Origin of the sequence: Flavobacterium tistrianum (genome assembly GCF_003254545.1) — a bacterium.
GTDB classification, from domain to species: Bacteria; Bacteroidota; Bacteroidia; order Flavobacteriales; family Flavobacteriaceae; genus Flavobacterium; species Flavobacterium tistrianum.
In genome coordinates, this window is sequence record NZ_QJRH01000058.1 from 23,907 (window position 1) to 38,580 (window position 14,674).

A 14,674-nucleotide genomic window follows, 5' to 3' on the forward strand; every position below is an offset into this window, starting at 1 on the left:
CAAACTTTGACAAAGTTTTTAAACGTTAAGTTGTAAAAAAAAGCTCAACTATTTAGTTGAGCTCATCTAGTAAATCTTGATAAGTTATTTTTTTAATTCCTGGGTTCGAATTATTGTTGATTACTTTCACGCGAATCGCTCTCAAACCAGAAACTCCCTGAAGATCTTCAACTTCAAATTGCTCTATTGAAGGTTCAAGAACTTTTTTGTGCTGTAGATATTTAATGTATTTTAAATATTCTGCTTCCTCACTATTTTGAGAATATACAATTGTGATTTTCTCTTTTTCAGTAATTCTTTCGTTTGTTCCTTTAATATGCGATTTGTCAATTCGTTTTTTAACGACTTCATATCTCGCATTATAAGTTCCGTCAACATCAAAACGTTTTTCGTCCATTCTGAAACGGATAGAAAGCGCAGAACTGAAAACCAGAATCAATGAAGTAACATCCAATTCGTAAGGAAGAGATTCTTTGAGTTCGTGGTGTTCTAGTTCCATTTCGCATAAAGTCTGCAATTGCCATAAACGAAGATTATGCAAATACATAATATCGAATGGTTTTGTTGGCGAAATCGAAGCTCCGATGTATAAATTATGTTCAACACCATCTGTTTTAAAGCGCTCGTAATAATGCGGATAAATCTGCTGAGCTTCAACTTGTTTTCTATCTAAAACCGTTGCCAATCTTTTATTGATGATCGACATGGCATTGTCAAACTTCTTTCTTTCCTGATAAAACATTCCTGTTTTTTCATCCAGACTATCAAAGTACAATTGCTCTAACTTTTCAGATTTAGGATTGCTTTTAGTGTTTTTCAGTATCGGATGAATTTCTTCTTCGATATAGCGCTGTATATGTTGCTCGGTATCTGCTTTTAATGGATAATCCAATTCGCTTCGAAGCGACTCTAATTCAAATTTTCTTTGTTCCAGAAGAACTAGATTGGAGTTTTCTTCTTGGTTATCAAAAATTTCCATAAGAGCTGTCAGCTGACTTTTCAAATCAATTTTTACCGTTTCATTACGATGCTCAGAAGAACCTTTAATATCAATTTGTCCATACAGCGGATATACATTTTTAAAAACAATTTCTTTAAAAATATAATCTTTAGTATGATTCATATTTTGAAAATAATTCTGCGATTCTCTTTTAAATTTCCAGTACACACTTGGGTGAATCGTAGTGTATTCACGCTGAATAATCGCTTCAATTTGATGTTGCATATCGGTATTGTAACGATCGATCGTATCAGTTAAATATGGCAGAACCAAATCTAGTTTTGTTGCATTCACGCTGTTCAAATCTCGAGGGTTTTCTGAAACCAGTTCGACAACACCCAATAAATGGCCACTTTTAATGACCGGAGCGAAAATACAGCTCTGAATTCCTTGCACTAATAAATGTTCGCCAAGTCTTTTGTTTGTTGATTCCTCAGTAAACTTGCTGACGTTTGAAATTACAAAAGGTTCTTTTTTATCTAATAGATTTTCAAAAGAGCATCCAAAAAAAGCATTTTTGCAATCTACTTCTTGATCGGCAGAAAGCAAAAAGCTCTTCATCTGATTTTCGTATTTGGCTGGCCTCATAAATTTCTCTTCCTCAGGATTATAAATAATAAATCCAACTTTCAAATTTGGAAGATTAAAAATTGACTGAAAAATATTAGAAACTTCCTGATCTGTGGCAACTGTTTTTGGACCAGGTTTTAACAAACTGCTTTTCAATATAGAAATAGCACTTTCTGTTGTTGCATCAAACAAAGAAACAATTCCGAAACCTCTTAAAATCCAGCTTCCTTTTGGGAATTTAGATTTCCATAAAGCGATATCATTATAATTATCTAATAATTGGTCAATATCTTCTTGAGTTAGCGGAATAGCGTTTTCAGTCGGAGTAATTTCCATGAAATCCGCATTATACAAAATGCGATAATGTTTTTCAATTCCATTTTCATCTGGAATATCATAGAAAAATGGCTGATTGAAATCAACATGCTGTTTGTAATAACTGCTCAAAATCAAACAGCAGTTATTGATGTAGAATTGATGGTCGCTAAAGTCACGAATTTCCATATAAAATTCGTCTCCCGCATTTTTCAAGATTTTCTTAAAACGCTCTGTATAATTAAAAGAGATATTTTGAAATGGAACCGTAACCGCTTTTATTTCATTGTGCGTCAATGCAGTCGGAAATAAATCGGCTAAAATATTTTTAATTAAAGCTTCATTGTTTTTGATAACTGAATAATCCTGGATTCCAGTCCTAAGTTCCGGAATTAGTTCAATTTGTTCTAAAATCGCTTTGGCATAATTTGATCGGTAATCAACATCTGATTTAGCAATTTCTTCAAAAGATTCAATAAGCTTATGAAATGAAATTATAGTGGTAAAAGGACTTTCTTTAAAAAATTGAATATCCATCTGAGTTATTTTTTAATGCAAAATTAAGCATAAATTAAGAATGTCCGACATTTTGCGATTTCTTTCGCTTATAGTGAAATAACGGATTGCCTATTAAATAAAGACATTAAAAAGGAGAATTTTTGTTTTAACAAAAAATTAACACTAATAATAACGGAACGATCGTTCCGTTATTATATCTTTGTATCATAATAATTGAATAATCAATAACTTAAAAACAAATAAAATGAAAAATTTAGAAAACAAAGTAGCAATCGTGACAGGTGGAAACAGCGGAATTGGATACGCAGCAGCAGCAGATTTAGCCGCAAAAGGAGCAAAAGTAATTGTAACAGGAAGAAATAAAGAAGCTTTGGCAAAAGCCGAAAAAGAATTGAATGTTACAGGAATTGTGGCTGATCAATCTGATTTAAAATCAATCGATAATTTAGTTGAAGAAGTAAAAACAAAATTCGGAAAAGTAGATATTTTATTTTTAAATGCAGGAATTGCAGCTTTTGCGCCAGTAGATTCTGCTTCAGAAGATCATTACGATAGTATTATGAATGTCAATGTAAAAGGAGTTTATTTCACCGTTCAAAAAGTGCTTCCTATTTTAAATGATGGTGGTTCAATTATCTTTAATACTTCTGTAAATGCTCATGTCGGAATGCCAAATTCTAGCGTTTATGCCGCAAGTAAAGCTGCTGTATTATCTTTAAATAAAGTTTTTGCTGTAGAATTGGCCTCAAGAAAAATTAGAGTAAACGCAGTTTCTCCTGGTCCGATTGAAACACCTTTGTACGGAAAAGTTGGTTTAGAAAAAGAAGAAGTAGAAGGTTTAGGATCAGCTTTAGGCGAAAAGATTTTATTAAAACGTTTTGGACAATCTGCGGAAGTTGCAAAAACAGTTAGTTTCTTAGCTTCAGACGATGCTTCGTTTATTACTGGATCTGAAATTGTGGTTGATGGTGGACTTATCGTAAATAGCGTGCTATAATTTTTTTAAATAATTCAGGAACGATTGTTCCGTATTTTTATATCTTTGTAAAGGATTTTAATTTGAATGTCATGGCTAGAACGAAAGAATTTAATGAAGATCAGGCTTTAGATAAAGCAATCGAGATTTTTTGGCACAAAGGTTATAACGGAACTTCGGCTCAGGATTTGGTAAATCATTTAGGATTGAGTCGTTCTAGCTTGTATGATACTTTTGGCGATAAGCAAAAGCTATTTGTAAAGTCGTTAAAAAGATATCAAAAGCAAAATCACGATATTCTAATAGAACTTCTTGAAAGTGCGCCAAATATAAAAACGGCTTTTACTGATATTTTTAAACAGGCAGTTGTAGAAAGTCTTCAGGATCGAATTACAAAAGGCTGTTTTATGGTAAATTCATCGGTTGAATTGGCGATGCACGATCCTGAAATTGCAAAAATTGTTCACGATAATCAGAAAACGGTTGAAGATATTTTTTGTAAAGCCATAAAAAAAGGGCAGGAGTTAGGCCAAATTTCTGACAAACAAGAAGCTCGATCTTTAGCTCGTTTTATCTTTAATAATTATTCAGGAATCCGTGTTTTAGCTAGAACAGGCGAGCGAGACAAACAAGTTTACGATGATATTTTGAAATCGATTTTCGCTTTATTCTAGAAAATCAGTTGCAATAAAAAACGGCGATTACATTTGTAACCGCCGTTTTTTGTATTAATAAGTAAGTAATAGAAAATGAAAACTTCTTAGCTTTTCTCTTCTTTGTTGAAGTAAACTAAGTAGTAATACATTTGTTTTTCTTCATCCCAGCCTTTTTCAACAAATTTTTCTGCACTTTCTGGATTGATGAAATCCATTTTAATCTGAATGTGTGTATCCAAATTAATTACGTTTTTAATCGATTTTCTAGCGTCAGAAACTGCTGCGTTGGCGATAGGGAATGAGGTTACATCTTCGATGCTGTATTTTTCTCCTTTATCAACTTTATAATTTTTAAATTCAGGAATCAAATCAGGATTGTCTAATACTTCATTCAAGAAATTCTGCTCTTCAAACTGATCATTTTTAGCGAAATAATTCACAGATCGGTTCATAAACATTACTTCCTCTTTCTTGTCTTCTGCTGGCAAAACAACGTCTTTGGCGAAGTTTTGACAGAATTTTAAATATTTTTTAGTGATGAAATTTTCATCCTCAAAAGCATCAACAGATAAAAAGTGCTCTAACCAGTAACGCGCATCGTAACGGTTGCTGTCTACAGTCAGGATTTTGTATCCTTCTTCTTTTTTATAGTTGAAAATCAAACATCCTTTATCCAATTTACTTAAGTTGATTCCTTGCTGTAAAATCATTTCAAGGTTACTTCCGTTTTCTTCAAACTGTAAAAAGTCTGCTTGTAACTCACTTTTAAAAATACCAATTGCATCAACTACATTATTATCAATGCTTAAGTTGGTTAAATACGTTACGTAAACCTCTCCATTTTTAATATGCGGGTGATTTGACTGCTCAAATAAATGTTTTGTGATGCTTTTAGAAACCTCATGAACATTTGACGGATTAGCAAAAATCTCAGTTGCATATTTAAACATGTCGTTGTAATCCAAGTCCACTTCGTGTGCAAACTGATAATAGTTTTCTTCCTTTTCTCTAAAAGGCTTAAAAAAGAATTCTTTTATCAAAGGAACAATTTCGTCATTTAAATTAAACGGCTGCTCCGATAAAAAAATCGCTTCGTTGCGGCTTTTGTTTCCTACACGGTGTATTGACAGCGTGTCGATGTGGGTATTGAAAAGATTTATCATTTGTGTATAGGTTCAGAGTAGCAAAGGTTCAAAGGGACAAAGGTTATTTTCTGTCTTTTATTCTGCGAATAAAAGCACTTAACATTCGTTCCAATTCTCTGCTTTCTCCATTAATTTTATTGAATTGGTTCTCCGTTATATATTTTAAATTGAATGAAATTTCGAGTTGTGTGTGCATTTCAAATAGTGATGAAATTGAAATATTTAGAAATCTCAAATAATCACTATTTCCATCTCTTCCATAACCTTCAGCAATATTACTCGGTATTGAAATGGAACATCTTCTAATTTGTGAAGATAGACCATAAATTTCTTCTTTTGGGAATGAATTTGTTAATTGGTAAATCTCAGTTACCAGATTCATAGATTTTTGCCAGATTAAAAGGTTGCGAAAAGTTTTCATTTTATATTTTAAGAATTAAAATATAAAAATAAAGAAAAATATTACATTTTTAAAATCATCAGATTTTAAGAAAACCTCTGAACCTTTGTACCTATGCCTCTTTGAACCTCAAAAATTAATTCCAATTCTCTTCAAATCCATAATCTTCGAAGCTGTCATCACCTTCAAACATGTCAAGATCGTCTTCGTCTAGGTCGTCTTCAAATTCTCCGTAGATATCGTCGTGCATGTCATCGGCTTCGAAGTTTTTTTCAAGAGCTTCGTCTGGCATTTCACCGTGAGAGAATAGAGTTTCTGGGTAAGTTGCTCCAACAGTTTCATCTTCGATAGCTGCTAATTCAACTAAGAAAGTCCACATGCTGATGAAATCGTAAACGTAGATAATCTTTGTATTTTCTTTATCTAAAATACTAGATAACGGATAATCGTTCATGGTTCTCATTTCGCCAGGAACATCTCCTGTATCAAAAAGCGGAATTTCATCTTCTTGATTCCATGTGTCATCACAAGTATAAAATGAAGCCACTTCTGATCCGTCAAAGCCAAAAGCATTGAAGATTGCATTGTGTAAATCCTCAAGAGTATCTTCCTCAAGAATTGCAATGTCTCTAAAAATATCTTCTTCGGCGTCTAGAATAACTCTAAATTTATAAACCATAATCTTTGTTTTTATTGAGAGGTCAAAGGTAAAATATAAAAAACGAAATTCGAATCTCGAATTGCGATTTGTTGAAAAGATTTTAATCTTTTGTTTTTCTGTAATTTACTTGTTTTGCAATCCTGATAGGTTTTCAAAACCTCGTAGGTCTTATTAATGCTGAAGTTTATACCTACAAGGTTTTGAAAACCTTGCAGGAGAAGAACGAAAACTACTTTCTCGCCAATCTTTTTCTAATTTTATGATAATGTTTATGATAAGTACTGTGACTTGGGTAAGTTCTGCTTGAAGTAATATTATTAAAAATCAAAGCGATTACAAATAAAATTAAAACACCAACTAGAACTGGTGAAATTACATACATATAGCCTAAACCTTTTATTTGTGCTGAACCTGTAACTGCAATTAGCGCTGTCGCCCCTCCTGGCGGATGCAGTGTTTTTGTAATTTGCATGAAAATAATGGAAAGAGAAACAGCAAGTGGAGCAGAAATCCAAACAATATCAGGTACGAGTTTATTTACCGTAACGCCTATAAAAGCAGAAATAAGATGACCTCCAATTAAATTTCGTGGTTGCGAAAACGGACTTTGTATGATTCCATAAATCAAAACACTCGACGCACCAAAAGAGCCAATTAAATAGACGACATCACTTCCTGTAAATTGTGAAGATTCAAGATAGGCAAGAATTCCAATTCCGACAAATGAACCTAAAAAAGACCAAAAATGCTCTTTATAATCAATTAAAGTTTCCTTGTAAAGAATGTAACGTGTTTTGCGATAGCTTCTTTTTATTTTTTCTGTTGGCATTATTGTGGTATTATATTTTACTCGTTATGTTTTTAAATATACTTTGCTGTATGTTCTTAATCTTCAGATCATACTAGTCTGAAGTTATTTAGCTAAACTTGGAGAATAACTGTAAACGGTGTACGGATAAATGGTTTTGGCTGTATATTTTGAAATCAAGCAAACTGCAAGAATCGGGAAAAATAAAGTGTAATCGTTTGTTAAGCCGCAAACTAAGAAAATCGCTGTGAAAGGCGCATGAATACTGGCACTTAAAACAGCTGCCATTCCAATAATCATAAAGTTAATCGGAATCACATTTACATGGAAAAAGCTGTTTAGGATAGAAGCCAGTAATAATCCTAAAAATGCTCCAATAAATAAACTTGGTGCAAAAACACCGCCGTCACCGCCAGAAGCCAATGTGATTGAAGTTACAATTGGTTTTAGTATTAAAATACCAATAAAAGTCAACGCTAAAGTAATGGTCAATTGCGCTTGATGTGCATTTCCAAAAATCCCTTTAATGGCGTGATAACCTTCTCCGTACAATTGAGGGAAAAAGAATAATGAAATGCTTAAAACAGCAGATCCTAAAATGATTTTATAATAATGTGTATCGATTTTTCCAAATTGAGATTTGAAAAATAAAACACAGCGAGTTAAGTAAACCGAATTCATTCCGGCTAAAATTCCTAAAAGAATAAAGTACGGAATTGCCTTTAAATTCCATGTCGTAATTGAAACCGCAAACAGTGGCTCTTCTTTTAAAATGGTTAACAAACCAAATGCGATAGAAACGGCAATTAAATTGGAAATGACAAATGCTCGCGTTACTTTTCTGGAAATTACTTCGAAAGCAAATAAAACTCCCGCAATCGGACTGCTGAAAAGTGCTGTAACGCCCGCCGCAACTCCTGCACAGATTAGTTCTGTTTTGTATTGACGGAAAACATTTTCTTTTTCGTGCGCTACAGAACCAATAGTTGCTGTAGCTACAACTGTAGAGACTTCGATTCCTGTTGAACCTCCAAAAATAACCGTTAATAATCCGTTTATGAAGTGAGATGGAATTTTGTATGAAGGAAGGTTTTTAGATTTTGAAGCCGTACTTTCAAAAACTTCTTTGATTCCTTTGTTTTCTTTTTTCTTAAAAAGGTATTGCCTTAAAAAATAAATTACCGACAAACCGAAAACAGGAAATATGATGTAAAATATGGGATGGACAGATACTTCGTGAAAGAAGATTTCTTCGTAATATTCGGTTATTTTTTTTAGTGAAATTCCGAGAAAGGCAGAAAGAAAGCCAATTAAGATAGAAACAATAACTAATTTTCGGAGTTTGATTAATTGATGGTTTTTTTTGATTTGCGCCGTTTTGTTCATCACTTTGAATTTGAAATCACATTTTTTTCTGCGGATCACAAAATTAAGCATCAAATTCGGTTTTTTATAGGAAATCTTTAATTTAGTGTGTTAAAATAGGTATAAACAGGAAAATTCTGTCGTGTGTTTTGCTTGGCAAAGTGAAGAGAAATTGCTCGAAAAGTCGCAGAGTCGCAAAGTTTTTTAAGTAAATTCTTTGCGACTCTGCGACTTTGCGAGATTAAAAAATAACTTAATTTATCTTTCGTAAAACTCAATCGGCAATAAATCTGGATCTGCAATAAAAGTGAAACGTTTTTCTGTAGTCTCATCAATTCTTATCGGTTCAGATTCTATGTTTTTTGAAGTTAAAAAGGCAATAGTTTCTTCCAGATTAATAACTTCAAAAGCTAAATGACGCAATCCAACCGCTTCAGGTCTTGAAGGTCTTTGCGGCGGATTCGGGAATGAGAATAATTCAACCACATAAGAACCATTCAAAGCCAAATCCAATTTATACGATTGGCGTTCTTCACGATAGATTTCTCTAATTATGGTTAAACCTAAAATCTGAGTATAGAAATATTTCGATTTTTCGTAATCGGAACATAAAATGGCAATATGATGGACTTTGTTAAGGGTAAGCATTATTTTTTGGGTTGAGGTTCTTGATTTAATTTTCGAATAACTTTCGCTGGATTTCCAACAGCAAGCGAATTGTCTGGAATATCTTTTGTAACAACAGATCCAGCACCAATAACACAGCCTTTTCCAATGGTTACGCCAGGGCAGATAACAGAGTTTCCGCCAATCCAACAATCGTCTCCAATGGTAACAGGATATGCATTTTCTAATGTTTTTCTTAATTCAGCATCTAGCGGATGAGAAGCAGTATAAATCTGAACATTTGGTGCAATAAATACATTCGATCCGATATTTACAGGTGCGCAGTCTAAAACAACACAATTCACGTTAAAATAAACATTTTCGCCAGCAAAAATATTGTATCCGTAATCACAATGAAAAGGAGGTTCAATATAAAATCCAGCTCGAGCGTTTGGAATTAATTCTTTTAAAATCTCTTTTGCTTTTTTGGTAACTCGGTATTCTTTTACATTTAAGCTGTGCAAAAGATTCTTTGCGGCGCGACGGCCTTTAATTAATTCGGGATCAAAGGCGTTATAATATTCACCAGAGATCATTTTTTCTTTTTCGGTTTTCACTATTTGAGATTGTTCTTTTTGAGGATTTTATCTAAATAATCGCTTCCCCAATTTTTATTCATGTTTTTATTCTGTTTTCTTGTTTCCAATATTCTTTTATTGATAGATTCATCCTTGAATGAAATTAACGTCATGACAATTTGTGTATATACATATGCATTGTCTTCAATTTTTAATCTTTTAAAAAGGGGCTCCACAAAATAAGAATCTTTAAGTTCTAGAACTTTATTACAATACATTTCAAACTCAATAACCTTAGCTTCTAAAATTTTATGTGTAATTATCTCATAAGCTTGATTTTTATCATTTATTAAAATGAAATTTAAGATTGTTTCATCTAAGTTTTCTCCAAATATATTGTCATTACTAATGACAGGAAGTGATATTTGATTCTCAAGGACATAATTTGGGATTAACGTTCTTTTACTTAATTGGTAGGTCCTTAATGGATCAATTTTCAAAAGATATTTGAAACCATCAAGGGTAAGAACATTTTCTTCTTCCCAAATTTTCCATAGTAAATTATCATAAAGATTGAATTTGTTCAATAGGATTGCATCATAAACAAAGTTTATATGATATTTTTTTATGTTTGGATGTTTAACTTTCGTGAATGGATAACTCAATAATTCTAATGCTTTTTGATTTTTGTAGGTTGCAATTGCGATATATAATTCTTTCCATTCGTTATCATAATGAGTATCATTGAAGGTAGAATTAAGATTGTTCTCTAAGAATTGTTGAAATCTTAAATCTGGAAAATTTTGTATTGCTTTATAGGTGTAAAAATTTCCATAATTATAGTCCTTATTATTTAAAATAAGTTCAATATCATTTTCATTTTTATATTTTGCAAGAGTTACTAAAGCACTTTGGTTATTATATTTAGTTACCAATTCTCTAACTTTTGGATATAATTCTTTAGTTATTTCTGCACTTTCAATAGCTTTAAACCTTGAATCAAGATTATTCTCTTCGTAAACTAAAAGACTGTCTACAATTTTAAATTCCTTTTCGTCTAACTTTTTGATTTCATCATCTACGTAATTTGGTGTAACAAGATTGATGAAAAAATCTCCAACTTTTTGTTCTGATGATTCGCATCCAAATTGTGTTTGAACAATTGTATCATCATTTAAATGTTCTTTTACGATCGAAAATAAATCGGTTTCAGGATGATATAATAATGCCCAGAAAGAATAACACCTTACAACCCCATTTGTATGTTTAGTAAGTATTTTTAATTCCTCTTTAGAAGCACTTTTTTTTAATTCTTCAAAGTTATCATATTGTTTTGGACGCGTTCCAGAAGCAAAAACAGCAGAACTCATTAAAACATTAATATTTTCTATTTTTTTTACAATTTGATTTGTTTTTGCGGAAATTTCAGGCTCAATATAAATGCTTCTTCCATAGCAATTTCCAGCCGAAGATAATATGACAAGGCAGATTGTAAAAAATGAAATTCTTAAAATTGATTTATTCATAAAACAAAAGAGAAATATTTTACATTTTCGTCTTGGCAATTTTTTCATGCAATTTTGGGATCTCCTGCAAAGATGCTGTGCAATACCAAGGCGTTAATTCGGCTTCGAGTAAATTAGCTTTTATTGCGGGATCAGTTGCAATAAAAGTTTTGGCTTCTTCAATCGTTTCGACATTAAAAATAAAAATGCCGCGATAATTTCTGTCATTTTTCATGAAAGGTCCGGCTACAACCAATTTTCCTTCTTTGGCCAATTTTCCAATATTCGCCATATGACCTTCAAAAAGTTTTTTGCTTTCTTCTTTAGAAGCGGTTGTATTACTTCCAGATTTTAAAAGACAGAAAACATATTTCTTCATTCCGTATTCATCGGCATGGAGAGATTTGGCTAGAGCTTCATCATATTTGACTTCAGTTTCCTGTGAAAAGCCGATAGTGCTGAATAGTAATAACGCTAGAATAAGTAAGGATTTTTTCATCTGATATTTTAAATTTAAAGATTAGCCTCAATTTTTGTCATTTCGAGGAACGAGAAATCGCACTAGAAATTCCACAAAGCAAATTATCCAATCTATATGGAATCCCGTGTGCGATTTCTCCTTCGTCGAAATGACATAAACGACGCTTTAAAGCAATTTCTTCAAAATAACAATCTGTCCCAAATGATAAACGTCATGCTGAATGATTCCGTGAATATCTTCATAAAAATTATGATTATTGTTTAGATCAATTTTCTCAAAATCTTCATCATTAAAATCATTCAGGCAAGCACTCCATAATTCCTGAGATTTTGCCAGATTTTGCAGTGATTGTTCCCAAGCGGGTTCAGATGAATCTATAATAGGCACAAAATAATTATGATCGGGAGTTGTTATTATTTCTCCTTTAACACGTTTAAGTATGTTTCTTCTCCATTGTATTAGGTGATTGACAATTTCCCAAATCGTGTTTAAGTTAGGATTGATTTTCTTATAAGCCTGAGCCGCAGTAACATCTTTTAAAGTATCTGCTAAGGTCACTTCAAGCCATGGATTTCCATTATAAATGGATTGATACAAATTTGAAACTCTTTTACTTTCTGACATAGTTAATAGTTTTTAGAAACACGTTAGCTAAGATACAAATTAGTATTTTACAACTCATCCTCGAAAATCTACAATTGGGTTATTATATATTTTTTAACATGAATTGTTAAAATACATTTGCTTCATCAAAAACCAAAGAGGACATGAAAACCAGATTATTTTTTACGATTAGCTTTTTATTTTTTACAGCTTTAATTTTTGCTCAAAATACTATTTCAGGAAAAGTGGTAGATCAAAAAGGAAAACCAGTTGCAGGTGCAAATATTTATATTGACGGAACTTACGACGGAGCAACAAGCTCTGAAACTGGAGATTTTTCTTTTGAAACTACAGAAACTGGAAATAAATTTTTAGTAGTAAGCTTTTTACTTTTCGAAACTTACAAGCAAGAAATTGATGTTGCGAATTATAAAGATCAAACGGTAAAATTAAGAGAAAATGTTAATGCTCTAGATGCTGTTGTTATTACAGCGGGAACTTTAGAATCTGGAGATAAGGCGAGAGTTTCAGTTTTAAAACCTTTAGATATTGTTACCACAGCAGGTTCTGCCGGAAATATTGTGGCAGCATTGCAGACTTTGCCAGGAACGCAAACGGTTGGTGAAGACGGGCGTTTGTTTGTGCGTGGGGGAGAAGCAAGCGAAACACAAACTTTTGTTGACGGAATTCGTGTCGCGCAGCCTTACGGTGCAACAACCAATAATTTGCCAACTAGAAGCCGTTTTTCTCCTTTCTTGTTTAGCGGAATCGCATTTTCTACTGGAGGTTATTCTGCAGAATATGGCGAAGCTTTATCAAGTGTTTTGCTTTTAAATACACAGGATGAAGAAGATCATGAAAAAACAGATATCGGATTAATGACGGTTGGTTTGAGTTTAGGAAATACTCAGAAATTCAAAAAAAGCTCTTTAAGCGTAAATATGGCTTACATCAATTTGGCTCCTTACCAAGCTGTTATTCCACAAAACGTAGATTGGAATAATCCGTATCAATCACTTGGGGGAGAGACAGTTTACAGATATAATTTCACAAACGGAATATTTAAGTTGTATGCTTCTTTTGATTCTGAAAAATTTGATTTGAATCAAAAAAACATCAATTTCGAGAATCCGATTCGAACTGATATGAACAACAATAACTTTTATTTGAATTCATCTTATAAAGGAAGTTTCGGAACGGGGTGGCAGTTAACTTCTGGAGTTAGTTACGGTTACAGTAAAAACAAACTGAAATATGATATTACAGGAATCGATAGCCAGGAAAACGCAGCTCAGCTGAAATTGAAGTTTAGCAAGAAGTTTTCAAACTATTTTAAGTTGTCTTTCGGATCCGATTATTTCATTACAAAATACGATGAAAATGTAGCAGATCATATTACGCTTGATGTTACAAACGGATACGATTCAAACATCTTTGCATCTTATGTTGAAGGAGATATTATGTTTTCTAAAAAATTAGCATTGAAGGTTGGTTTAAGATATTCAAACAACAGTCTGTTAAACGAAAACAATATAGCACCAAGAGCTTCATTAGGATACAAAGCTTCAAAAAGCAGCCAGTTCTCTTTTGCTTACGGAGATTATTCTCAAACGCCAGTTGTAGATTATATTAAGTTTTCTAAATACCATCAGTTTGAGAGCGAAAAAGCAAGTCATTATATTTTAAATTATACGTTTACAAGACCTGGACAAACGCTTAGAGCTGAGGCTTATTACAAAGATTATAGCAATTTGGTGCAGTACAATACGAGAGATATTCAATACAATTCGGTTTTCAATAATAATGGATCTGGTTATGCAAAAGGATTGGATTTATTTTGGAGAGACAGCAATTTGCACAAAAACTTAGAATATTGGATTTCATATTCATATATCGATTCAGAAAGGCAGTATAAAAACTTTCCATACATGGCAACTCCAAGTTTTATTGCCAATCATAATTTATCTGTCGTAGCAAAATATTTTATTACAGATTGGAAATCTCAGGTTAGTTTAACAAACAGTTTCAGCTCAGGTCGTCCGTACAACGATCCGAATCAGACGCAGTTTATGAACGGAAAAACAAAATCGTACAATAGTTTAAGTTTTAGTTGGGCGTATTTATTAACAACACAAAAAATCCTTTATTTCTCAGTTTCAAATGTTTTAGGAACTCAAAATATCTTCGGATACGATTACGCCAAAACACCAGATGCAAGCGGTGTTTATCAAAGACAAGCCGTTGTTCCAACAGCAGACAGATTCTTCTTCGTAGGTTTCTTCTGGACGATTAGTCAGAATAAGAATGAGAATCAATTAAAAAACTTGTAGTTTTTTAGGTGCAGAGGTTCCAAGGGACAGAGGTTCAGAGATTTTCGTTGAATGGAAAAAAAATAATATAAATAAACCGGCCTCTTTCAGCCTTTGTTTCTCTTAATCTCAAGAAAACCTTTGTCCCTTTGTAACTCTGAACCTTTGAACCTCAAG

The 14,674-nt window shown here is 32.6% G+C and carries 14 protein-coding genes; 3 read left to right on the top strand and 11 right to left on the bottom strand.

All coding sequences use genetic code 11. The features are described from left to right. Positions 1–52: 52 nt before the first annotated feature. Entirely contained in the window at positions 53–2,422 is a 2,370-nt protein-coding gene (locus tag DMB71_RS02320) for a GAF domain-containing protein (RefSeq protein ID WP_111363305.1), read from the bottom strand. Between the two features lie 226 nt (positions 2,423–2,648). Between DMB71_RS02320 and DMB71_RS02325 the strand changes: the two genes are divergently transcribed. Both DMB71_RS02325 and DMB71_RS02330 read left to right on the top strand, forming a co-directional pair. Further along, positions 2,649–3,401: an SDR family oxidoreductase gene (locus tag DMB71_RS02325; RefSeq protein ID WP_111363307.1), complete on the top strand. Its 753-nt coding sequence runs from the start codon at positions 2,649–2,651 to the stop codon at positions 3,399–3,401. A gap of 71 nt (positions 3,402–3,472) precedes the next feature. After that, positions 3,473–4,054, top strand: coding sequence for a TetR/AcrR family transcriptional regulator (locus tag DMB71_RS02330; RefSeq protein ID WP_111363309.1), 582 nt, complete (start codon positions 3,473–3,475; stop codon positions 4,052–4,054). Between the two features lie 86 nt (positions 4,055–4,140). Here the strand turns inward: DMB71_RS02330 and DMB71_RS02335 are convergent, their stop codons facing one another. The 10 genes from DMB71_RS02335 to DMB71_RS02380 form a co-directional block, all read right to left on the bottom strand. Next, a complete protein-coding gene (locus tag DMB71_RS02335; protein WP_111363311.1) occupies positions 4,141–5,199 on the bottom strand; it encodes a nucleoid-associated protein in 1,059 nt (352 codons plus the stop codon). Between the two features lie 43 nt (positions 5,200–5,242). After that, the gene (locus DMB71_RS02340) at positions 5,243–5,602 is read right to left on the bottom strand and encodes a four helix bundle protein (protein ID WP_111363313.1); all 360 of its coding nucleotides are present in this window, start codon (positions 5,600–5,602) and stop codon (positions 5,243–5,245) included. Positions 5,603–5,717: 115 nt separating this feature from the next. Further along, positions 5,718–6,260 carry an IS1096 element passenger TnpR family protein gene (locus DMB71_RS02345; protein ID WP_111363315.1) on the bottom strand — a complete coding sequence of 181 codons (543 nt, stop codon included), beginning with the start codon at positions 6,258–6,260 and terminating at the stop codon, positions 5,718–5,720. A gap of 211 nt (positions 6,261–6,471) precedes the next feature. After that, positions 6,472–7,071, bottom strand: coding sequence for an HPP family protein (locus DMB71_RS02350; protein WP_111363317.1), 600 nt, complete (start codon positions 7,069–7,071; stop codon positions 6,472–6,474). An 84-nt stretch (positions 7,072–7,155) separates the two neighbouring features. Beyond that, positions 7,156–8,487: a chloride channel protein gene (locus DMB71_RS02355; protein ID WP_239452907.1), complete on the bottom strand. Its 1,332-nt coding sequence runs from the start codon at positions 8,485–8,487 to the stop codon at positions 7,156–7,158. A gap of 186 nt (positions 8,488–8,673) precedes the next feature. Beyond that, positions 8,674–9,063: an SMU1112c/YaeR family gloxylase I-like metalloprotein gene (gloA2, locus tag DMB71_RS02360; protein WP_111363319.1), complete on the bottom strand. Its 390-nt coding sequence runs from the start codon at positions 9,061–9,063 to the stop codon at positions 8,674–8,676. Beyond that, the gene (locus DMB71_RS02365; protein WP_111363321.1) at positions 9,063–9,638 is read right to left on the bottom strand and encodes a sugar O-acetyltransferase; all 576 of its coding nucleotides are present in this window, start codon (positions 9,636–9,638) and stop codon (positions 9,063–9,065) included. The genes gloA2 and DMB71_RS02365 overlap by 1 nt, the downstream gene beginning before the upstream one ends. Next, on the bottom strand, positions 9,638–11,173 hold the full coding sequence (locus DMB71_RS02370; protein ID WP_111363323.1) for a hypothetical protein: 1,536 nt from the start codon (positions 11,171–11,173) through the stop codon (positions 9,638–9,640). The genes DMB71_RS02365 and DMB71_RS02370 overlap by 1 nt, the downstream gene beginning before the upstream one ends. Then, positions 11,145–11,603, bottom strand: a complete 459-nt coding sequence (locus DMB71_RS02375; protein ID WP_111363325.1) for a YciI family protein — start codon at positions 11,601–11,603, stop codon at positions 11,145–11,147. Before DMB71_RS02375 ends, DMB71_RS02370 begins: the two co-directional genes overlap by 29 nt. 147 nt (positions 11,604–11,750) lie before the next feature. Then, complete coding sequence (locus tag DMB71_RS02380) at positions 11,751–12,209, bottom strand: DinB family protein (protein ID WP_111363327.1); 459 nt, start codon at positions 12,207–12,209, stop codon at positions 11,751–11,753. Between the two features lie 143 nt (positions 12,210–12,352). Between DMB71_RS02380 and DMB71_RS02385 the strand changes: the two genes are divergently transcribed. Beyond that, the gene (locus tag DMB71_RS02385) at positions 12,353–14,518 is read left to right on the top strand and encodes a TonB-dependent receptor (RefSeq protein WP_111363329.1); all 2,166 of its coding nucleotides are present in this window, start codon (positions 12,353–12,355) and stop codon (positions 14,516–14,518) included. Positions 14,519–14,674: the final 156 nt, after the last annotated feature.